The sequence below is a fragment of the Bacillus cereus group sp. MYBK101-2 genome, from assembly GCF_051918845.1.
Classification (GTDB): Bacteria; Bacillota; Bacilli; order Bacillales; family Bacillaceae_G; genus Bacillus_A; species Bacillus_A paranthracis.
The window spans coordinates 514,699-535,181 of sequence record NZ_JBQAIE010000001.1 but is presented as its reverse complement, the minus strand read 5'-3'; the positions used below and the strand labels follow the sequence as shown (position 1 = coordinate 535,181).

The following is a 20,483-nucleotide window of genomic DNA, read 5'->3' as shown; positions in this document are numbered from 1 at the left end:
ACACCGAGGGAAAATTCCTCGGTGTTTTTACTTAACCAATAGCATGTAATACGAACATGGCTAAGAATAAGCATGTAATGATATACATAGACGGTGCGACTTCTTTACGCTTTCCAAGAGCAACTTTTAAGATAGGATAAGCAATAAATCCGAACGCAATGCCATCAGCGATACTATATGTGAGCGGGATCATGACGATAATTAAGAACGCTGGAAATCCTTCTGAAAAATCGTTCAGAGGAATTTGTTGAATGCTTGTAATCATCAGGCCGCCAATAATAATTAAGATTGGTGCAATGGCACTATCAGGAATTAGTTTGACAAACGGAAGTGCAAACAGTGATGCAAAGAATAACAACCCTGTAACGATAGACGTCAGACCTGTCTTTCCGCCTGCAGTAATACCTGCGGCACTCTCTACTGTTGATACGGTAGGGCTTGTGCCAAATAGACCACATGTCATTGCTGAAATTGCATTGGCTTGGTAAGCACGTGGGAATTTACGGTCATCTTCTAATAAACCGTGCAGAAGTCCCATGTTCTCAAAAATAAGCACCATGCTTAAGGAGAATGTTGCAATCCAAAATGGTAAGGAAGAAAGTTTGCCAAATGACATAGCCCCAAACACATCGCCGTAATTAGCGAATGAGAATGAACTATTTCCGATTTGACTTGTATCAACAAGGCCAAACAGCCATGCAATACCAGTTCCTATTGCAATCGTCCATAAAAAGTTTCCACGTACGTTACGAATAAATAATACGAGTGCAACGATAAGAGTAAGCACGGTCGCAAGAACGACAGGGCTACTTAATTTACCCATTGCAACAGCAGTATTTGGATTCGAAACGACTAAACCACCTTTTTGCAATCCGATAAATGCTAAAAATAATCCGATGCCGACAGTGATAGCTTCCTTTAGTGATTTTGGAATCGATACTGAAAGCACGCGAGCGATTGGTGTAAACGCAGCAATTGCAAAAATAATACCAGAGATGAAGACAGCTGCTAATGCTTCCTGCCAAGTTAATCCGAGCGTATGCACAGCAGTGTACGTGAAGAATGCATTTACACCCATACCAGGGACAAGAATAGCAGGTGCATTTGCCCAAAATGCCATGAGCAGACATCCGACAAATGAACTGAAAACAGTTGCTAAAATTCCAGCTTCAAGAGGAATGCCAGCATCGGATAAAATGGATGCATTTACAATCATAATATATACGATCGTAAAAAATGACGTAACTCCAGCTAAAACTTCTTGTTTTGGTGATGTTTCGTGTAAACCTAATTTAAATGTTCTTTCAAGTATTCCTTTCATGTTAAACCTTCTTTTTCATATCCCTCTCCCACCCGTGATATCTCTTTCGTAAGAGCTCACCGTCCTTTATTATATCAGAACATCATGTTTTTACAACAAGGAAAATGATAACGTTTACTTATAAATGAAATTATTTATAAATACGTAAAGATCGCCCTTATTGTAGAAATGATTTCTAGTTCTCCCGATTGAATGGGAGGAGCTGCTTGTGCATGTAAAGTAGCATAGGACGCAACTTCCCGTGGTAATTGAGCAGATTCTTCAACGAATGAGAGTGGAACAGGATTAATGTTTAAATTGTATGTACTCGCAATAGCACGAGCTTTTTCTACCGCTTGTTGCAGAGCTTGAATGAGAGCTTGCTCATAATATTTATTTGGGTGAGATATTCGAAAACGTAATCCTTTTGCTACGTTTGCTCCATTTGAAACGGCTATATCATATACTTCCCCTGCTTTTTGTACATTTAAAACGGTAATTTCATACAAATGTTCCACACGATATCCTTGTAGTAATGCTTTATCATTTACATACTCGTATTGAGGAGTGATCGTATAAGAAATCGTTTCTATATCTTTATCAGCGATACCAAGCTGTTTAAGTGCATCCAGCAATTGTTTTGATTGTACTGCATTTTCTTCTTGCGCTTGTTTCACATTTTTACTATCAGTTCGAATGCCAAGTGTTAGTATAACGACATTTGGTTTCGCTTTAACAACACCTTCACCTTGTACAGTAATAGTCGCTTCTTTACCAGTATTAGCTGTGCGTACATTGTGTAAATAAGGATTCATTCCACCCTGCATTTTCCATCACCATCCTTTTTATATGTATATGTGTGAACAAAAAAGAAATTTGTATGAAAAAAGTTACATAAATGAGAATGTTGAGGAAAGAAAGGATATACAACAAGGGTATTTATAGATTATAATATGTGTAAATATGATAAAAAAGGGACGAGGCTAGTGAACGAAAAAAGAGAAACACTGATTTTAGAGTTATCCGGATCATTTCGAAAGATGATACGTTTATTACAAAATGATATTAATACACGTTTTGCAGAACATATGCCATATAATGAATTTTCTGTATTACGCGCGTTATTTTTAAACAGTCCACAGATGGCTTCGCAAATTGCGAGTGAAGTAAACGTAACCTCCAGTCATATTACAGCTGTTACAGATCGTCTTGTAAGAAAAGGATTAGTAGAAAGAAAACGTTCCAATTCAGATCGTCGTATCGTGTACTTAGAAATTACAGAACACGGAAGAGAAGTAACTGAAAAACTAGAAGCTGTACGAAAAGAATATTATAAAGAGAAATTTAAAGGTTGGAGCGACCAAGAAATAGAAATGGTGTTAGAGCTATTTGGCCGCGTATTATAATAAATGAGGATAGGGAGCGACAGCTTTCCTATCCTTTTTCTTTTGAATAAAAACATTTTGAAACTCCGATACTTTAATTAAAAGATCGGAGGAAAGATTATGAAATATATTGCTGCACTTACCATTTTATTTGGTGGTTTTTTCTATTTTCAAACATTCACGTACGCAGATACGCCTATCCAAGTGGTGCGAAAAGAAGTGAAGTACATTGAAAACGATAATACAGTCTTATATTCAAAATTATGGGTTCGTTCTATGCAAAACACAGTATTATTCCACCATAGCGATAATATTCGTAATCAGGACACATTACGTAATGTAACAAGTTCATCGCTTGTTAAAGCGAAGCAACTATCTTTTCAGAAAGCAGCACTCTATATACCGAGACTATCGCAATACGTATCAAAAATAGGAAAAGAAAATATTCAAGTGTACTACATTGCGATTCACTATAATGTGAAAAAAGAAAATGCATATCAATTAGATGGCATGAACTATTTTCTACAAGTATTTGTGAAAGAGCGTGGGGAATGGAAAATTGCTGAAAGTGTAGTTGCACCGACAGAGCAGATTGTGCAAAATGGTGATGGATTTGGGATGAAAGAAGAGATGGTGTATGGGGATAGGAGAGAGAATGTGAAATAACCTCCTCAATAAGAGGAGGCTATTTTATTTAAAATTCCAAGAGACTTTCCATTTTAATATTTTAGGTAGGAAGAAATACGTAATGAAACTAGTTACTAAAAATCCGATGTAAAAGCTGGACAATGAGTGCGCTCGACTTAGTATTAAACCTCCAACGATCCCACCAAAGAAAATAGCGCATGCCATTACTAACTTTTGTAACTTTGGATATAATAGATAGTTACCATTTCGCTCATTGATTGAACGAGCATATAAATATATACCGAGTGGTAATAAAAGAATAATATGTGCAATAGGTCCAATCAATGTTTTTGCCGGTGGAATTTTTGTAAAGTTTGGTTCGTTATGACGTACTCCATTTTGATCAGTATAAGCGCTCTGTGGATCATAATTAAAGTAAATACGAAAATCTTCTGCTGGGCTAGAGATACGTATGTTTTCCATCACATCATGTATAAGACTGTTGTCTTCATGAAATTCAGTGTTTGAGTGAACAGCAATGACTCCGGAGATAAGTGATGGAAGTAAAGCTGGAAAGATTAATATAGCTGTAGTGAGAAATCCTTGCGATATAATATTCCCTGTCATTGTACCTACACATAAGGTAATTGTATAAATAGCGATTAATACAATTAACATGTATATAAAATAACTATGAAAGGGAGAGAATACTTGATATTTATTATGAAAAGTTAACTTTTTCATAATAGCAAATAGCCCCCAGTTTAAAATGACAACTGCGACGATATTACAGATTCCAAATAACCACTTTGTTATATAAAGGTGCGAACGTTTAAAGGGCATGGACCATAACAAGTCGCTAGCGTTATTTTGTCTTTCCCATCCAATTAACGTACAAGCTAGAACGATAAGTACACTACCTAACAGCAGAACAGGATCTAGAAGTGTTAAATCAAAATGGTAATGATATACATAGTTCCACTTTTTATTGTCATTTAGAAATTGTTGCTCTTGAATAGAAGTCATATAGTATTGATATGACAAAGTATAGAAGCTGACGAGCCAAAATAACCATACAACATATTTACTTTGTTGATACGTTCTTAGCCACAGTGCTTTTTGAAACATAGGATCTCTCCTTTAAAAAACTTTATAATTTGTTAGGCGTGATAATATAACATAAGTAATGATTCCGGTTAGAAACAAACCGATATAGTAACTAGGTAAGAAATTAAAATGGTTTATTTTATAGCCGCCTAGTAATGCAAAGTAAATGGTTGAGCCCCATATCCATATCGGTAAACTCTTTTGGAACATAAATATCTTCTGAGTGTTTTCATTTGGTGATCTTGTATATAAATATGTTCCAAGTAGTAAGTAAACTAATGTATAAAAAATCGGGACTAACATTGATTTGGCTGAATAATATATATGAGATGCTGGATCTCTTAAAGCAGTTGGATTGTTCTCGATCTCACGGGATTCCGGATTATAGTAATAATTGATAGAAAAATGACTAATTGGTGCAGCTGTATTTGTTTTTTGATTGATTTCATAAAGTTGTCGATATAAGTTTTCATTTTTAATATTTGCAGCGTATAAATGGTTAGTTGTAAAAGTGTATAGTAATGTAATAAATGTAACCCCTGCTAGTAACCATGGAATACAAAAAATAATCTGCGAAACGATGCTTCCAGTAAAAGTACCGATACATAAGGCAGCTGTATAGACTGCAACATAAGAAACTATCGCATAAAGAAAGTATCGATGAAACGGACTAAAAGATTGATAATCAAAATGAATAGTGGTTCTATAAATAACATACATAAGAACCCAATTGAAAAGTAATGAGCCCACAATACAAAATGAACCGAAAGCCCATTTAGATAAGAAAACATCTTTTCTTTTAAATGGCATTGTCATAAGTAGTGTATTAGATTGGTAGCTGCGTTCCCATCCTATCAATAAGCAGGCTAAAGCGATAATAAGAACAGTTAACCAAAAACTATTACTTTCTCCTGAAGAAAAAATATAAAAATAATAATACTGTTTCCCTTTTTCTTGTAATTCATAATACGCATCAAGTTGTTGCTGAGCACTTCTATAGTAGCCAAAAGGTAACAAGTAAAGCGAACTAAAGAAGAATAGTAACACAGCATATTTCCCGCGTTTCCAATTCCACATCCACAATGCCTTATGAAACATACCCATCCTCCTCCAGTGTCGTAACGAAGACATCTTCAAGTGACATTGTTAATTCTTCAATGAGTATAGGTTGTTCTTTATAAAACTTCTCCAGTGTTGTAGCCACATTTCCTTCAATTAAGATGGTATATACTTTTCCTGTTTGATTTAATATTTTAATATTGCTCAAGTTTTCTAGTTTTTGAGGTAGTGAACGTTCGTAAGCAACTTGTATTTTAGCAAATCGTGATTTTGCATCGTCTAGTGATGTAATCGACGAGATAGTATGGCCTTTTAATATAATAATTGTATCTGCAATTTGTTCCACTTCATCTAAATGGTGAGTTGAGATGAAAATGGTAATCTCTTTTTCTGCAACTTCTCCAACGAGAAACTGTAAAATCTGTCTTTTTACGATAGGATCAAGTCCATTTGTCGGTTCATCTAAAATAATATATTCTGCCTTTGTAGAAACGGCTAAAATGATAGCAAGCAGTGCTTTCATTCCTTTTGAATAGCTACGAATTCTTTTGTTTGGTAAGTTAAAACGTTCCAACAGTTCATAGAAATATGCTTCATCAAATACGGTATAAACTGCTTTATAAAACTTTACAATTTCTTTTACCGCATAGCCGTTCAGTATGTTAGTAGAATCCGGAACATATACGATTTTTTGCTTTACTTCAGGACACTGATGAATGTTTGTATCTTCATATGTAACAGTCCCTGCATCAGGGTCTAAAATACCGACCATCGTTCGTAATAAAGTTGTTTTCCCCGCACCGTTTCTTCCGAGTAGTCCGGTAATACTTCCTCTTTGTAATGTAAAAGAAACATCATCTAAAATCGTTTGATTATCAATCGTTTTCTTGAGGCTTGTCACTTTCAGCATCCGCATTTCCTCCAATCTCTTTGTAGTATGAATCTATCCAATCATGAATTTTATCTTTCGTAACACCAAGATAAGAGGCTTCTAATAGTAATTGATGAAATTGCTTTTCAACCATAGCGATTTTCCTTTCGTCTAATGTTGGGGTGATCGATTGGGATACAAATGTTCCTTTTCCTCGTAATGTTTCAATAATCCCTTGTCGCTCTAATTCTTGATACGCTTTACTCACTGTATTTGGATTTATAACGAGTAAAGAAGCGAGTTCGCGTACAGAAGGTAGTTTGTCACTTGGAGCTAACATGTTTTTCAATACGAGTTCTTTTATATTTTGAACAATTTGTTCCCATATCGGAGTGTTGCTTCTTGGATCAAGTTGAATGTGCAAGAGCAATGTCTCCTTTCTGGCTTGTATTAAGTGTACTACTATGTGTAATACACTTAATACAATAAAGGTGAGTAATGTATTTGTCAACTGAAAATGTTAGAAAAATATGGTATTAAAAAACGGTGAATTGGAAAAAATAGGTTTGATATAGAATGGAGGGTTAGTCATGAAGCGAGTTTTTGGAATACTTGTTTGTTTCATGTTATTGCTTTCTGGTACTTCAGTTAGTTTCGCACAATCTGAGAAGACGAAGCAGGAGAAAACAGAAGAAACAACGCCGAAGTTAGCGGAACAAGCGTCATCAGCAATTGTAATTGAACAAGATACAGGTAAAGTTTTGTTTGATAAAAATCCAAATGAGAAGTTACCACCTGCTAGTATGACGAAGATTATGACAATGCTATTAATTATGGAACAAGTTGAAAAAGGAAAACTAAAACTGACCGATAAAGTGAGAGCAAGTGAGCATGCAGCTTCAATGGGTGGATCACAAATCTTTTTAGAGCCTGGAGAAGAGATGACCGTAAATGAAATGCTAAAGGGTATTGCAATTGCATCTGGAAATGATGCGTCTGTTGCAGTAGCGGAGCATATCGCTGGTTCAGAAGAAGGTTTTGTAAATATGATGAACAAAAAAGCGAAAGATTTAGGACTGAAAAATACTCATTTTCAAAATCCAACAGGTCTTCCGGCTAAAGACCATTATTCCACAGCAAATGATATGGCTATAATGGCGAAAGAATTGATGAAGTACCCACTTATTCGCAAATACACAGGAAAATACGAAGACTATTTACGTGAAGATACGGATAAGAAGTTTTGGCTCGTTAATACGAATAAGTTAGTGCGTTTTTATCCTGGAGTAGATGGTGTAAAAACGGGCTTTACGACAGAAGCAAAATATTGTTTAACAGCGTCGGCTGAAAAGAATGGGATGCGTGTTATTTCAGTTGTTATGGGAGCACCTACATCAAAAGAACGGAACAATCAAGTAACGAAGCTTCTTGACTACGCATTTGGTCAATATATGACAAAGAAATTGTATACACGAGGCGAAAAAATTAAGACTGTCCAAGTAGGAAAAGGGAAGAAAGAAAAAATAGATTTAGTTGCGTCAGACAATGTATCTCTTCTTATGAAGAAGGGCGAAAATATGGACAAGGTAAAGCAAGAAGTAATTGCTGAAAAGAAAGTGAAAGCGCCGATTAAAAAGGGCGATGCGCTTGGTACACTTGTTATAAAAAAAGATCAAGATGTTTTATTAAAACAAACAATTGTAGCAAAAGAAGATGTTGCTGCAGCGAGCTGGTGGGAGTTATTTAAAAGAAGTTTTGGGATGTTTTCAACATCAAAATAGCGGCAAACATTTTGCCGCTTTTCTATTCGTATGTAAGTAAATAATTGCTGAATGGTTTCACTTTATGGCGAAATAGTTCTTCTTTTGTCAGTAGGAAGGATTCTTATGTTGTATCACGAAAATCTTTATGTATGTAAATGAGTAAAGTTTGAGCATAAGGAGGAAATCGTGTGAGTCTTTCCATGCAATTAGAAGTAAAACGTGACGTCCTATGTGTGAGGCTAGCGGGTGAATTAGATCATCATACTGCTGAAGAGTTGCGAACGAAAGTAACAGATATGATTGAGACACATGGTGTTCATCATATTGTTTTGAGCCTAGAGAACTTATCGTTTATGGATAGTTCTGGTTTAGGTGTTATATTAGGCCGATATAAGCATGTAAAGGGATTAGGTGGAGAAATGGTTGTTTGTGCAATTTCACCGCCTGTTAAACGTTTATTTGAAATGTCGGGCTTATTTAAAATTGTTCGCTTAGAAGAAAGTGAAGCGCATGCGCTCGCGACGTTGGGGGTGGCATAAATGAGAAATGAAATGAACCTTCAATTTTCAGCATTAAGTCAAAATGAATCGTTCGCTCGCGTTACAGTAGCTGCTTTCATTGCACAACTAGATCCTACGATGGAAGAACTTACAGAGATTAAAACAGTTGTGTCAGAAGCGGTTACGAATGCAATTATTCATGGGTACGAAGGAAATGCAGAAGGTGTTGTTTATATTTCTGTAATTTTGGAAGAAGCAATGGTGAAACTCACGATTCGAGATGAAGGGATTGGCATCTTTAATTTAGATGAAGCGAGACAACCCCTTTTTACAACTAAACCTGAATTAGAGCGTTCCGGAATGGGATTTACTATCATGGAAAATTTTATGGATGAAGTAGAAGTTATTTCAAACGAATCTTTCGGGACAACAATCCATTTGACAAAATACTTATCAAATAGTAACGCTCTATGCAATTAAGGAGAATAGCCTATGGACATAGAGGTCAAAAATGAGAAGAAGAAACCTCAGTTAAAGGACCACGAGCTAAAAGCGTTAATTCAAAAAAGTCAAGATGGAGATCAACAAGCAAGAGATACAATTGTTCAAAGTAATATGCGTCTCGTATGGTCGGTTGTGCAACGTTTTCTTAATCGCGGATACGAACCAGACGATTTGTTTCAAATTGGATGTATTGGACTCTTAAAATCGGTAGATAAATTTGATTTATCTTTCGACGTGAAATTTTCAACATATGCAGTTCCCATGATTATTGGCGAAATACAACGATTTTTACGTGATGATGGATCAGTGAAAGTAAGTAGGTCTTTAAAAGAAACAGGAAACAAAATTCGAAAGATGAGAGATGAGCTTTCGAAAGAATTCGGAAGGGCTCCAACGATTAATGAAGTAGCTGAAGCGTTAGAACTAACGCCAGAGGAAGTGGTTCTGGCGCAAGAAGCGAGTCGTGCCCCTTCATCCATACATGAAACGGTGTATGAAAACGACGGAGATCCAATTACTATTTTAGATCAAATTGCAGATCAATCTGAAACGAAATGGTTTGATAAAATTGCTTTAAAAGAAGCAATTAGAGAATTAGATGAGAGAGAGCGTTTAATTGTATATTTACGCTATTATAAAGACCAAACTCAATCAGAAGTAGCAGAGCGAATAGGGATTTCTCAAGTGCAAGTTTCAAGACTTGAAAAGAAAATATTAAAACAGATGAAAGATCGAATAGATGAATAGTTATCTATTCGATCTTTTTTTATGACTTTAATAGGAGGAGATTGTAAACTTTCTTAAAATTAACAGAATTTATTGATAATTTAGTAAATTTAAAATATAATCCAATTATGAACTTGTCACAAAGGGGGAAGGAAATATGGAAACGAGGCAACAATGGGGAACGAGGGCTGGATTCATTTTTGCAGCGGTCGGCTCTGCCGTTGGATTAGGAAACATATGGCGTTTTCCTTATACGGCGTATGAAAATGGAGGAGGCGCATTCTTTTTACCGTACTTATTCGCATTATTAACGACTGGTATTTCATTATTGGCGTTTGAATTTGCTCTTGGGCATCGTCACCGTGGTTCAGCGCCACTTACGTTCTTTCGTATTCATCCGCGTGCTGAATTCATCGGATGGTGGCAAATGTGTGTAACGTTTATCGTTTCAACATATTATGCAGTAATTATTGCTTGGTCTATTTCTTATACGTATTTTGCAATTACTGGCGCATGGGGGAAAGACACGGAATCATTTTTATTTAAAGAGTATTTACATGTTGCAGATAAACCGGGACAGTTTGGAGGGCTCGTACCGGAAGTATTAATTCCACTAGCTCTCGTTTGGATTATTGTGCTTGGTGTTGCTTTTAAAGGAGTTAAAAAAGGAATCGAAGTTGTGAACCGTATTTTCATCCCTTTACTAGTTGTTATGTTCCTTATTATCGTAGTTCGTGCAGTGACGATGGAAGGTGCGATGCAAGGATTAGATGCATTCTTTAAACCAGATTGGAGTCGTATTTTTGACGGAAAAGTATGGCTTGCTGCTTACGGTCAAATCTTCTTTAGCTTATCTTTAGCATTTGGAATTATGATTACGTATTCTAGTTATTTACCGAAAAACTCAGATACAACAAATAACGCTTTTATTACTGGATTTGCAAACTCAGGATTTGAATTATTAGCAGGGATTGGGGTCTTTGCGGCTCTTGGATTTATGGCAAATAATATGGGAGTACCAGTTGATAAAGTGGCAAGTGCTGGTGTAGGGCTTGCGTTCGTAGTATTCCCGCAAATTATTAATGAATTACCGATGTCACCTTTATTTGGCGTATTATTTTTCTTATCATTAACGGTTGCCGGAATTACATCCCTCATCTCGCTTGCGGAAGTATGTTTTGCTGCTGTATCTGAAAAGTTCAGCTTAAGTCGCCAGAAAACAATTGGAATTATGGGGACGCTTCTCGTACTCGTTTCTCTCGTTTTTGCGACACGTGGCGGGCTTATGTTCCTAGATGTTGTGGATTACTTCGCTAATAACTTCGGATTAATTACGATTGCTCTAGCGGAAGTAGTTACGATAGGACTCATTTTACGTCGTTTACCAGTTTATCAAAATCACGCAAACTTCGTATCTGATATTAAGTTAGGGACGTTTTGGAGGGTGAGTTTACTCGTTATTACTCCGCTTATGTTAGGGTACATGTTAATTGATGGTACAATCCAAAATATTAAAAAGAACTATGGAGGTTACTCAACGGAGTTTGTCGTAACATATGGTTGGTCAATTGCAGCAGCGTTCCTTATCATTGCGCTAATCATTAGTTTAAAGAAATGGAATGCACAAATACATTCAGATTCTGCTAAGCTTGAAAAAGAATGGAAAGATCGAGGTGTTTCATAATGAGTGGATCAGCGATTATGATGATGGTTATTGGAATAGTAGTCATTTGGGGAGGGCTCGCATTAAGCATTGCAAATTTATTTAAGAAAAAAGCATAAACTAAAAAACATCTGTACCGAAATGGTACAGATGTTTTTTTATGAAAAAATTGTATTAGAAAAAAATTGAATAACCATACTACAACTACGAGGAAGAGTGAAGAGGTGAATGGAAATTGGAACAAACAATTTATATTAAAATGCGTAATCGATTAAAAGTTTCTCCTACGTATGAAGTAAAGCTGGGAGATGTTGCTCAACTTGCCGGAGATGCTGCAGTAGTTCAGTCGTTACAGGATGAGGTAATTTATAAAATTACAGCGCGTGATAAAACGCATGTTGTAATTGATGTTATGAAAATAATTGAGATTATTAGGCGAAAAACCGCTCATATACAAATTAATTTACTCGGTTCTGGACAAACTCTTGTTGAAATTATATATGAAAAAAAGAAAGTACATCCGATTTTTTTCGGACTTGTATGGTTGTTACTTTTCATTGGAGCAGCCCTTGCCATTATATATTTTCATGAAGATGTAAGCATGCAACAAGTGCACCAACGGTTATATTACATGATTACGGGAGAATTTAAGGCGCAACCACTTTTATTTCAAATTCCTTATTCATTAGGTCTTGGGCTAGGCATGGTTTTATTTTTTAATCATGTATTTCAAAAGCGTATTAATGAAGAGCCGAGTCCGTTAGAAGTGGAGATGTTCCAATACCAGCAATCACTTGACCAATATGTAATTGTTCATGAAAACAAGGATAATATGAAACAACTTACCGATGATTGAGTCTGGATTCGTTATTTTAATTGCTTTAGCAGGAGGAATTGCTGTAGGTAGCGGATATGTTGCGTTTTTAGCTGTACTTGGTATAATCCCTCGTCTAGCTCAATTAACGAGAAGTGGAAAGCACATTCAATATTTTGAGTGGGCAGTTATTGCAGGTACATTAACAGGAGCTTGGTGTAGTTTGAAAAATATTACATTTCAAACATCGCAATATTGGCTTGTTATATTAGGAATATTTTGTGGCACATTCATTGGAATGCTCGCTGCCGCATTAACGGAAGTGTTAAATGTTCTACCTATTTTAGCGAAACGAGTAGGGGTAGAGGGGAAGATTGTTGTTTTACTCGTTGCTCTTGTACTTGGAAAAGTAATAGGCTCGTTGTTTCACTGGATTTATTTCGTAAAGTAGGAGGCAATATATAAATGACAGGGCGAAAACTAAAGGACGATTACGTAAATAAAGTGAAGGAGTACCATCCGAAGCCAAATTATTTTATAAATTGTGTTAAGGCATTTTTTGTAGGTGGATTCATTTGTACAATCGGAGAAGTATTGATGAAATTTTATATACATTATTTTCATTTTAGTGAACAAGAGGCAGGAAATCCAACAGTCGCAACTCTTGTACTATTATCGGCGATTTTAACAGGTTGTGGTGTATATGATAAAATCGGTCAATTTGCTGGAGCAGGTTCGGCCGTACCTGTTACGGGATTTGCGAATTCTATGGCAAGTGCTGCGCTAGAGCATAAGAGTGAAGGAATTGTACTTGGGGTTGCTACAAACATGTTTAAGCTAGCGGGAAGTGTAATCGTTTTTGGTGTTGTCGGGGCGTACATTATTGGGTTAATAAGATATACTTTTAAAATTTTTATGTCTTAAAGGAGGGGCTAGTATGAGGTTGACAGGAAAACAAACGTGGGTATTTCAAAATGATATTTATGTGAATGCAACCGGTACTGCCGTCGGTCCAAAAGAAGCTGAAGGCCCTCTTGGAAAGGAATTTGATATTTCATATGATGATTTACATTGCGGAGAGGAAAACTGGGAGCTTGCGGAACGAAGATTAATGTCAGATTCTATTCAACAAGTCATGCAAAAAGCAAATGTAGAAACATCACAAATTGATTTCTTTTTAGCGGGTGACTTATTAAATCAAACAGTAACAGCAAATTACGTTGCGCGTAAGTGGGGAATTCCCTTTTTAGGCATGTTTAGTGCTTGTGCGACCTCGATGGAGACTTTAGCGGTCGGATCAGCCTTTATAGATGGTGGATTCGCAAATCGTGTTTTAGCGACGGTAAGTAGTCATAATGCAACAGCTGAAAGACAGTTTCGTTATCCAACAGAGTATGGGGGACAAAAACCAGGAACAGCAAATTCCACTGTTACAGGTGCGGGATCCATATTAATTAGTAAAGAAAAAAGTGCCATTAAAATTACGTCGGCTACGATTGGAAAAGTACAAGATTTAGGAATTGCGAACCCTTTAGATATGGGATCGGCGATGGCGCCGGCTGCAGCTCATACAATTCAGCAGCATTTTGAAGATTTGAAGAGAAGTGCCAATGATTATGATGTGATTGTTACCGGTGATTTATCTGCTATTGGGACACCGATCGCGAAACAACTGTTACTGGAAGAAGGTTATGATATTGGGCATATATATAATGATTGCGGATTAATGATTTATGATTCGGGTCAAGAAGAAGTATTTGCAGGTGGTAGTGGTTGTGCTTGTTCAGCTGTTGTCACATATGGTCATTTATTAAGCGAGATGCAAAAAGGGAATTTACAACGAATTTTTGTCGTTGCTACTGGCGCGTTATTAAGCCCGATGATGATGCAGCAGAAAGAAACAATTCCAACAATTGCACATGGTGTCGTATTTGAGAGAGTGAAGGGAGAGTGAATTGTGGATTTTATATATGCATTTCTTGTAGGAGGCGCTATTTGTCTAGTTGGACAAGTATTGTTAGATTTTGCAAAGTTAACACCAGCTCATTTAATGGCTACCTTTGTGGTGATAGGAGCAGTTTTAGATGGATTTGGATTGTACGATAAGCTTATAAAGTTTGCTGGTGCTGGGGCGACAGTTCCTATTACAAGTTTTGGACATTCCCTATTACACGGGGCAATGCATGCGGCAGAAAAACATGGATATATAGGGATTGGTATGGGTATGTTTAGTTTAACATCTGCAGGTATTTCTGCAGCAATATTATTTTCATTTTTTATAGCACTTATATGTAAACCGAAAGGATAAATCAAATGAGACGAAGGGTTGTTTTGGTCACAGATGGAGATGAATATGCAAAGCGAACAATTGAGCTTTTAACGAAGGAATTTGGGGGAAGGTGTATTTCAGCATCACAAAGCAATCCAACCAAATTGACAGGGAAGAAAGTTGTTGAGCTTATTATGCAAACGCCATATGACCCTGTATTTGTCATGTTTGATGACAGTGGATTTATTGGAGAAGGATCTGGTGAAAAAGCTTTAAAATATGTAGCCACGCATAAACAAATTGATGTACTTGGGATTTTAGCGGTAGCGTCTAATACACATCATTGGGAATGGGCACGTGTAGATGTAAGCGTGGATCGAAACGGGAATTTAACGGAATATGGCGTTGATAAGTTTGGACTCCCAGATGGTGAAATTGGCAGAATTAGTGGAGATACAATTTATTGTTTAGATGATTTGAATGTTCCTGTCATTGTTGGAATTGGTGATATTGGTAAGATGTGTGGAAATGATGAATGGGAGAGAGGCTCACCAATTACGAAAAAAGCAATTCAGTTAATTTTGGAAAGGAGTGGGTTTTATGACGAAGCCTAAAAAAATAGATATCCCTATTTCAACTTTCATAAGTGACAATGAAAATTATTTAAAACAAACGGTTGGATTAGGCGTTACATTTGATGTTGGTATTCGTAAATTTCAAATTTTGAATAAAGAAATTGCTGTGTTATTCGTAAATGGACTTTGTGATACGAATTATATTATTCCTATTTTAGAAGAAGCTGTGGATACGAATGAAATAAGGGATGTTGAAGAAGATACAGTAAAGCTTTTAGAGAATCGTTTAATTCATCAGCAAGTAAGTAAAGTGAAAACGATGGATGAAGTAATGGTTCAAGCGTTATCAGGGCTTATTATTATATTTGTGGAAGGCGAAACAGAAGCGTTTGCGATAGATGTTCGTAGCTACCCAGGACGAACACCGACAGAGCCAGATACTGAAAAAGTAGTACGCGGTGCGAGAGATGGATTTGTTGAAAATATCGTTGTAAATACAGCGTTAATTCGTAGAAGAATTCGAGATCCACGTCTTCGAAATGAAATTATTCGAGTAGGGGATCGATCGCAAACGGATATTTGTATTACATATGTACAAGATGTGGCAAATCCAGATTTAGTAAAGATTATAAAACAAGAATTAAATAACATCGATGTCGATGGCATTACGATGGCGGATAAAACAGTGGAAGAATTTGTTGTAAAGCAAAGCTATAACCCATTCCCGCTTATTCGATATACAGAAAGACCGGATGTAGCAGCAAATCATTTATTAGAAGGACATGTTCTAGTACTAGTTGATACATCACCGAGTGCTATGATTACGCCAACAACATATTTTCATCATTTACAGCATGCAGAAGAGTTTAGACAAAATCCAGCTGTCGGAACATTTTTACGTTGGGTACGCTTTTTAGGTGTCTTATTCTCCTTGTTTTTACTACCGTTTTGGTTAGTGTTTGTATTTGATCCAACTCTTTTACCAGAAAATCTTGCTTTTATTGGACCGACTAAGATGACACATTTACCAATTTTATTACAGGTGATAATGGCAGAAGTAGGGCTTGAATTTTTAAGGATGGCAGCCATTCATACTCCAACGCCGTTATCGTCTGCAGCAGGATTAATTTCTGCCATATTAATTGGTCAAATAGCAATTGATGTAGGTTTGTTTGTACCAGAAGTTATTTTGTATGTAGCAGTTTCTATGATCGGGGCATATGCAACACCGAGTTATGAATTAGGACTTGGAAATAAGGTTGGAAAATTGTTTGTTATTATTTTGACAGGTCTCTTTCATGAGATGGGATTTGTAATTGGTATGACGATATTGATTTTATTTTTAACGTCTATAAAAAGTTTGCAAACCCCTTATTTATGGCCGTTTTTACCATTTGATTGGGGCGCATTAACAAAAATTCTACTCCGTCCGACGATGTCTAGTTTAAAAGTACGACCAAGTATTGTAAGACCTCAAAATGTAAAAAGACAAAAATAAACGGGATTATACACCCGTTTATTTTTTTAGCAAAAATTTATTGTTTTTTAACAAAAATCAAACATTTTTTGTGTACACTTAGAGTAGATATTGTGTATGGAAGGGGAAGAGGACATGATTAAATTATTTGTAAGTGATTTAGACGACACGCTCGTTTACAATGTAAATCATATGCAAAAAGAAGATGAACGTGCAATTTGTTGGTTAGCTGAAAAAGGGACAAATATTTGTTTTGCCTCAGGCCGCTTTACTCATCGAATTGATGAAGTCGTAAATAGGTTTGCATTCCCATATTACACAACTGGCTTAAATGGAGCGACAATGTTACTTCCGGATGGGAATTTATTTTATGAATCGAGTTTTGAAAATACGGTTGCCCAGGAAATATATCGATATATACATAAAAAAGGACTAGCGGATATTGTTTGTGCAAATGAGCAGCGATATACAAAAAGGAAGAATGAACATCACCATAATTTTGAAGTGTATATGGGCGTGCATATCGCTGAAATTGAAGCGTTAGAAGAGGAATTTGGTAAAACTGTACATCCTGCGAAATTGTTTGTTTTTGGGGAAGAAGAGACAATTGAAGCATTAGATCAAGAATTACGAGATACATTTCAGAACGAAGCGGAAGTTTTTATGTCTGGTAAACGCTATGTTGACATTATGCCAAGGGGAGTAAGTAAAGGGAGTGCTTTAAGACGACTAATGGAACATTTGCAAATTGAAGCAAATGAAGTTGCATGCATTGGAGATTCTTTCAATGATATTTCTATGTTTGAAGTAACCCCGCATTCATTTACTCTGCACCATGCTCATCCATATGTGAAGGAGAAAGCGAATCATATTGTTCGTTCGGTTGAAGAAGCTATTATGAAATTGCCGTTACTTGTATAAAAAAGAAGCTCGCTACTAGCGAGCTTCTTTTTACTTGAATAACGATTTAACAAAATCAATGATACTTGAGAAGAAATCTTTCACTTTATCTAGGAAACTTTGCCCTTCTTCAGATCCTAAAAAGGCAGAAACGTGTTCTTTTGCTTTATTTAACTGACTGCCAACTTGATTCCAATCAATGTTAAGATTTTTCATTTTATCAAATAGAGCAACTAAGTTATCTAACTGTTCATCCGTTAATGTAATACCAAGTTGATCCGCAATTTTTTTAATTAATGAACGTAAATCTTCAGTCGTTTTTGGCTGCTCTTTGGCAATTTCTTCTTTAATTTTCGCAACAAGTTGAACTGCTTTTTCTTCACCAATTTTATCGCCGAGCTGGGATGTTTGCACCATTTCTTCATTGGCTACTTTTTTTACTTCCTCAGGAATTGCTTTGTTTGATGTTGTTTCATAGGCTTTCATTAAACCAGTTAAAGCAGCAGTTCCAGAAACTTTAAATGGTGCAGTAATTTGAATTTCTGCATCTTTCACACCTGCTGTAATAAGTGCGTTTGTGTACATTGCATCTGTTATTGAATTAATGTTTTTTGAACGTACAATGAGACCAGAACCTGGCTTTGTGTATGTGATCATAGAAGAGGAAATTGCTCTCGTACCAATTTGCGCTTTTGGAACAATCCCTTCTAGAAATTTATGTTCTTCCGCATTAGACACAGTAATAATTGTAGCATCTTTTGGTGCTTTCATTTCTTTTAACAGATCTTGTTTTTGTTGTTCAGACAAGTTTTCTCCTAGTGTAACAATTGATTCTCCTTCGATGATGTCTGCAAACGAAGCTGTTGGCATAATAAATACTGCTACAGCTAATAGCAGAGCTAGTAATTTCGTTTTCACGAAAAATCGCTCCCTTTCTCTTTCTAAAATTTTCGGGCAACACAGTTATTATAGTATATATTTCTTATTTGTCACCTAGCTTTTTCCACATTTCAAAAAAGAAGTATGTAGATTGTCGGATTCTTTTTGTTTCTAGTCATGAATGTGGTAATATAGTGCTGAGATAGTTGAAAGGAGACATATACGTATGAAAACTTTAGGATACATAGTAATGGAAAATGGTGAAAAAATCGATTTGGAATTTTTCCCAGAAGAGGCACCAAAAACAGTAGAAAACTTTAAAAAACTAGCAGAGCAAGGATTTTATGATGGTGTGACATTCCACCGCGTTATTCCTGGCTTCGTAAGCCAAGGTGGAGACCCAACAGGAACAGGTGCGGGTGGCCCAGGTTACTCTATCCCATGTGAAACTGATGGAAATCCTCATAGACACCTTGTAGGATCACTTTCTATGGCTCATGCTGGCCGTAACACAGGCGGTAGCCAATTCTTTATCGTTCATGAGCCACAGCCACACTTAGATGGTGTACATACTGTATTCGGTAAAGTAACAAGCGGTATTGAAACAGTATTAAACATGCGTCAAGGTGATGTAATGAAAGAAGTTAAAGTTTGGGAAGAATAAGTGAATGAGAAAAGAGAGCTATTGCTCTCTTTTTTTAATAGGAATGGGTATTTCGTTTACGGTACATGATACAAGTAGTAATGTGATTGTAGTGAAAATAAGTCGCTTATGAGAACAAAATATTAACAAATTACATAGAATACATTAGATTACACATTTCAATAAAAGTTGTTTATTACATTCATTTTGCTAGAATTCATCTGCTCTAAGGTGATGAATAGTGAAGTGATAATGAGCGGTGGATGTTTCTTTTCACTTTCATATAACAGTGTTTCTTCTTTTATCTACTTAACAAAAATAGTAATGAAACGTATATTTGACTTTCTTCTTTTCGCTTTGTATGATTATCAAGTTGTTTTAAGCTCTTCTCACTCTGTTGAAAATATTGTAAAATGAATGTGATATGAAAAGAGTGATTGAGGGGATTTAATAGTTTGTAACTTTTGTAAGAAGGGATAAGGGTTATGTTAATTCGTTTTAAAAAAAGTTATGAAAAGATTGCAATGGGGCTTCTTTCATTTATGCCAACTGAAAAAGATGTGAAAACATTACAATTGACTATGAAAGATTATGAAGCAAAGGATGATTGGCAATTGTATTTGTGGAAACAAAACGAAGATTTTGTTGGGATAATGGGGATTGTAAAAAAAGAGAATCAAGTTTTGGAAATTCAGCATTTGAGTGTGAATCCATCTCACCGTCATATGGGTATTGGGACGAAGATGGTTCAAGAGTTAAAGAGTAAATTTCTTGAATTTACAATTTGCGGAAATGAGCAAACAGCAAGTTTTTGCAAAAAGTGTAAAGAGCTTGAACAAAATATACATTCGTGAAAGCAGAGATAAGTAGTTTATTATCTCTGCTTTCTTTTTTGTAATTGTTCGTTTCGTTCAGCGATGACTTCTGTTCGATCACGTAATGTGTGCTTATGTATTATAAATTCATTAGAAGTAGCATTCACGTCTTTCCAAGGAAGGTTTTGTTTCTGACATAATTCTATGCAGTACTTTTCTAATGTTGTATCCGACAATGGTAAAAATAACGGTGTAAAACTTTCTTTTTTCTGGATAGATTGCAATTTATCTTTGAGTAAGAACAGAAGTTGTGCCTCATTTATTCCTAAACGAAGTAAATGTGCACTGTTTTTTTCTAAAATCATTATGGCGCTTTTCATCATCTTCTCTGCGCCATTCCAGTTAGAGCGTCTGTGATGGTATAAAGAAACTGCAATTTGAATGAGGCCGACTAAATAATGATCCCGATTTCCTCTCGGTTTTATTTTCCAATATTCTTCCAGTATTTCGTGGCATTCAAAATAATCATAATCTCCGTGAAAATGAATTAAAAACTGTATGTATTCCGTAGGATACATTTTCTTCGCCCCTATCTAACGGTTATAA

At 36.0% G+C, this 20,483-nt stretch carries 27 protein-coding genes; 19 read left to right on the top strand and 8 right to left on the bottom strand.

Annotation, left to right across the window (positions count from 1 at the left end; genetic code table 11):
- Window positions 1-31 precede the first annotated feature (31 nt).
- Complete coding sequence (locus ACTFSI_RS02790; RefSeq protein WP_000676253.1) at window positions 32-1,321, bottom strand: NCS2 family permease; 1,290 nt, start codon at window positions 1,319-1,321, stop codon at window positions 32-34.
- 134 nt (window positions 1,322-1,455) lie between these two features.
- Window positions 1,456-2,127, bottom strand: coding sequence for an SIMPL domain-containing protein (locus ACTFSI_RS02785; protein WP_001161454.1), 672 nt, complete (start codon window positions 2,125-2,127; stop codon window positions 1,456-1,458).
- Window positions 2,128-2,286: 159 nt separating this feature from the next.
- On the opposite strand from ACTFSI_RS02785, the gene ACTFSI_RS02780 reads away from it, so the two are divergent.
- Window positions 2,287-2,706: a MarR family winged helix-turn-helix transcriptional regulator gene (locus ACTFSI_RS02780; RefSeq protein ID WP_001003314.1), complete on the top strand. Its 420-nt coding sequence runs from the start codon at window positions 2,287-2,289 to the stop codon at window positions 2,704-2,706.
- 99 nt (window positions 2,707-2,805) lie between these two features.
- Complete coding sequence (locus ACTFSI_RS02775) at window positions 2,806-3,351, top strand: hypothetical protein (protein WP_000873780.1); 546 nt, start codon at window positions 2,806-2,808, stop codon at window positions 3,349-3,351.
- Between the two features lie 24 nt (window positions 3,352-3,375).
- On the opposite strand, the gene ACTFSI_RS02770 is transcribed toward ACTFSI_RS02775, so the two are convergent.
- Genes ACTFSI_RS02770 through ACTFSI_RS02755 form a run of 4 tightly spaced genes read right to left on the bottom strand, consistent with a single transcriptional unit; the run spans window position 3,376 to window position 6,773 of the window.
- The gene (locus ACTFSI_RS02770) at window positions 3,376-4,440 is read right to left on the bottom strand and encodes an ABC-2 transporter permease (protein WP_000486549.1); all 1,065 of its coding nucleotides are present in this window, start codon (window positions 4,438-4,440) and stop codon (window positions 3,376-3,378) included.
- 12 nt (window positions 4,441-4,452) lie between these two features.
- Complete coding sequence (locus ACTFSI_RS02765) at window positions 4,453-5,517, bottom strand: ABC transporter permease subunit (RefSeq protein ID WP_044793856.1); 1,065 nt, start codon at window positions 5,515-5,517, stop codon at window positions 4,453-4,455.
- Window positions 5,507-6,388: an ABC transporter ATP-binding protein gene (locus ACTFSI_RS02760; RefSeq protein ID WP_138321166.1), complete on the bottom strand. Its 882-nt coding sequence runs from the start codon at window positions 6,386-6,388 to the stop codon at window positions 5,507-5,509. The genes ACTFSI_RS02765 and ACTFSI_RS02760 overlap by 11 nt, the downstream gene beginning before the upstream one ends.
- Window positions 6,354-6,773: a GntR family transcriptional regulator gene (locus tag ACTFSI_RS02755; protein ID WP_138321168.1), complete on the bottom strand. Its 420-nt coding sequence runs from the start codon at window positions 6,771-6,773 to the stop codon at window positions 6,354-6,356. The genes ACTFSI_RS02760 and ACTFSI_RS02755 overlap by 35 nt, the downstream gene beginning before the upstream one ends.
- Before the next feature lie 166 nt (window positions 6,774-6,939).
- Between ACTFSI_RS02755 and dacF the strand changes: the two genes are divergently transcribed.
- From dacF to ACTFSI_RS02685, 14 genes are all read left to right on the top strand, one after another.
- Window positions 6,940-8,130 (top strand): serine-type D-Ala-D-Ala carboxypeptidase DacF, encoded by a 1,191-nt coding sequence (gene dacF, locus ACTFSI_RS02750; RefSeq protein ID WP_139895627.1) that lies wholly within the window; start codon window positions 6,940-6,942, stop codon window positions 8,128-8,130.
- A 170-nt stretch (window positions 8,131-8,300) separates the two neighbouring features.
- The gene (spoIIAA, locus tag ACTFSI_RS02745) at window positions 8,301-8,651 is read left to right on the top strand and encodes an anti-sigma F factor antagonist (RefSeq protein WP_000059133.1); all 351 of its coding nucleotides are present in this window, start codon (window positions 8,301-8,303) and stop codon (window positions 8,649-8,651) included.
- Window positions 8,652-9,092, top strand: a complete 441-nt coding sequence (spoIIAB, locus tag ACTFSI_RS02740; RefSeq protein WP_001243400.1) for an anti-sigma F factor — start codon at window positions 8,652-8,654, stop codon at window positions 9,090-9,092.
- 12 nt (window positions 9,093-9,104) lie between these two features.
- Complete coding sequence (gene sigF, locus ACTFSI_RS02735) at window positions 9,105-9,863, top strand: RNA polymerase sporulation sigma factor SigF (RefSeq protein WP_000350729.1); 759 nt, start codon at window positions 9,105-9,107, stop codon at window positions 9,861-9,863.
- A 136-nt stretch (window positions 9,864-9,999) separates the two neighbouring features.
- Complete coding sequence (locus tag ACTFSI_RS02730; RefSeq protein ID WP_000450065.1) at window positions 10,000-11,526, top strand: sodium-dependent transporter; 1,527 nt, start codon at window positions 10,000-10,002, stop codon at window positions 11,524-11,526.
- A complete protein-coding gene (locus tag ACTFSI_RS02725; RefSeq protein WP_000016826.1) occupies window positions 11,526-11,624 on the top strand; it encodes a methionine/alanine import family NSS transporter small subunit in 99 nt (32 codons plus the stop codon). Before ACTFSI_RS02730 ends, ACTFSI_RS02725 begins: the two co-directional genes overlap by 1 nt.
- A 116-nt stretch (window positions 11,625-11,740) precedes the next feature.
- Window positions 11,741-12,361: a stage V sporulation protein SpoVAA gene (spoVAA, locus tag ACTFSI_RS02720; RefSeq protein ID WP_000438355.1), complete on the top strand. Its 621-nt coding sequence runs from the start codon at window positions 11,741-11,743 to the stop codon at window positions 12,359-12,361.
- Window positions 12,354-12,770, top strand: coding sequence for a stage V sporulation protein SpoVAB (gene spoVAB, locus ACTFSI_RS02715; RefSeq protein WP_000572932.1), 417 nt, complete (start codon window positions 12,354-12,356; stop codon window positions 12,768-12,770). Before spoVAA ends, spoVAB begins: the two co-directional genes overlap by 8 nt.
- Window positions 12,771-12,784: 14 nt before the next feature.
- Window positions 12,785-13,243: a stage V sporulation protein AC gene (spoVAC, locus tag ACTFSI_RS02710; RefSeq protein ID WP_000147735.1), complete on the top strand. Its 459-nt coding sequence runs from the start codon at window positions 12,785-12,787 to the stop codon at window positions 13,241-13,243.
- Between the two features lie 13 nt (window positions 13,244-13,256).
- Complete coding sequence (gene spoVAD, locus ACTFSI_RS02705) at window positions 13,257-14,273, top strand: stage V sporulation protein AD (protein ID WP_001241152.1); 1,017 nt, start codon at window positions 13,257-13,259, stop codon at window positions 14,271-14,273.
- A 3-nt stretch (window positions 14,274-14,276) separates the two neighbouring features.
- Complete coding sequence (gene spoVAE, locus ACTFSI_RS02700; protein ID WP_000345905.1) at window positions 14,277-14,627, top strand: stage V sporulation protein AE; 351 nt, start codon at window positions 14,277-14,279, stop codon at window positions 14,625-14,627.
- 5 nt (window positions 14,628-14,632) lie between these two features.
- Window positions 14,633-15,202 (top strand): stage V sporulation protein AE, encoded by a 570-nt coding sequence (locus ACTFSI_RS02695; RefSeq protein WP_001254414.1) that lies wholly within the window; start codon window positions 14,633-14,635, stop codon window positions 15,200-15,202.
- Complete coding sequence (gene spoVAF, locus ACTFSI_RS02690) at window positions 15,189-16,661, top strand: spore germination protein SpoVAF (RefSeq protein ID WP_000165587.1); 1,473 nt, start codon at window positions 15,189-15,191, stop codon at window positions 16,659-16,661. The genes ACTFSI_RS02695 and spoVAF overlap by 14 nt, the downstream gene beginning before the upstream one ends.
- A 96-nt stretch (window positions 16,662-16,757) precedes the next feature.
- Complete coding sequence (locus ACTFSI_RS02685) at window positions 16,758-17,561, top strand: Cof-type HAD-IIB family hydrolase (RefSeq protein ID WP_014481751.1); 804 nt, start codon at window positions 16,758-16,760, stop codon at window positions 17,559-17,561.
- Between the two features lie 30 nt (window positions 17,562-17,591).
- Here the strand turns inward: ACTFSI_RS02685 and ACTFSI_RS02680 are convergent, their stop codons facing one another.
- The gene (locus ACTFSI_RS02680) at window positions 17,592-18,458 is read right to left on the bottom strand and encodes a DUF1002 domain-containing protein (protein ID WP_000850502.1); all 867 of its coding nucleotides are present in this window, start codon (window positions 18,456-18,458) and stop codon (window positions 17,592-17,594) included.
- A gap of 187 nt (window positions 18,459-18,645) precedes the next feature.
- Between ACTFSI_RS02680 and ACTFSI_RS02675 the strand changes: the two genes are divergently transcribed.
- The 3 genes from ACTFSI_RS02675 (at window position 18,646) to ribT (ending at window position 19,916) form a co-directional block, all read left to right on the top strand.
- Window positions 18,646-19,083: a peptidylprolyl isomerase gene (locus ACTFSI_RS02675; RefSeq protein ID WP_000853792.1), complete on the top strand. Its 438-nt coding sequence runs from the start codon at window positions 18,646-18,648 to the stop codon at window positions 19,081-19,083.
- A gap of 213 nt (window positions 19,084-19,296) precedes the next feature.
- Complete coding sequence (locus ACTFSI_RS02670; protein ID WP_041184137.1) at window positions 19,297-19,479, top strand: hypothetical protein; 183 nt, start codon at window positions 19,297-19,299, stop codon at window positions 19,477-19,479.
- A 68-nt stretch (window positions 19,480-19,547) separates the two neighbouring features.
- Window positions 19,548-19,916, top strand: coding sequence for a GNAT family N-acetyltransferase RibT (ribT, locus tag ACTFSI_RS02665; protein WP_000908396.1), 369 nt, complete (start codon window positions 19,548-19,550; stop codon window positions 19,914-19,916).
- Between the two features lie 20 nt (window positions 19,917-19,936).
- Here ribT and ACTFSI_RS02660 read toward each other — a convergent pair whose 3' ends face one another.
- Window positions 19,937-20,455: a DUF309 domain-containing protein gene (locus tag ACTFSI_RS02660; RefSeq protein ID WP_000283575.1), complete on the bottom strand. Its 519-nt coding sequence runs from the start codon at window positions 20,453-20,455 to the stop codon at window positions 19,937-19,939.
- Window positions 20,456-20,483 lie beyond the last annotated feature (28 nt).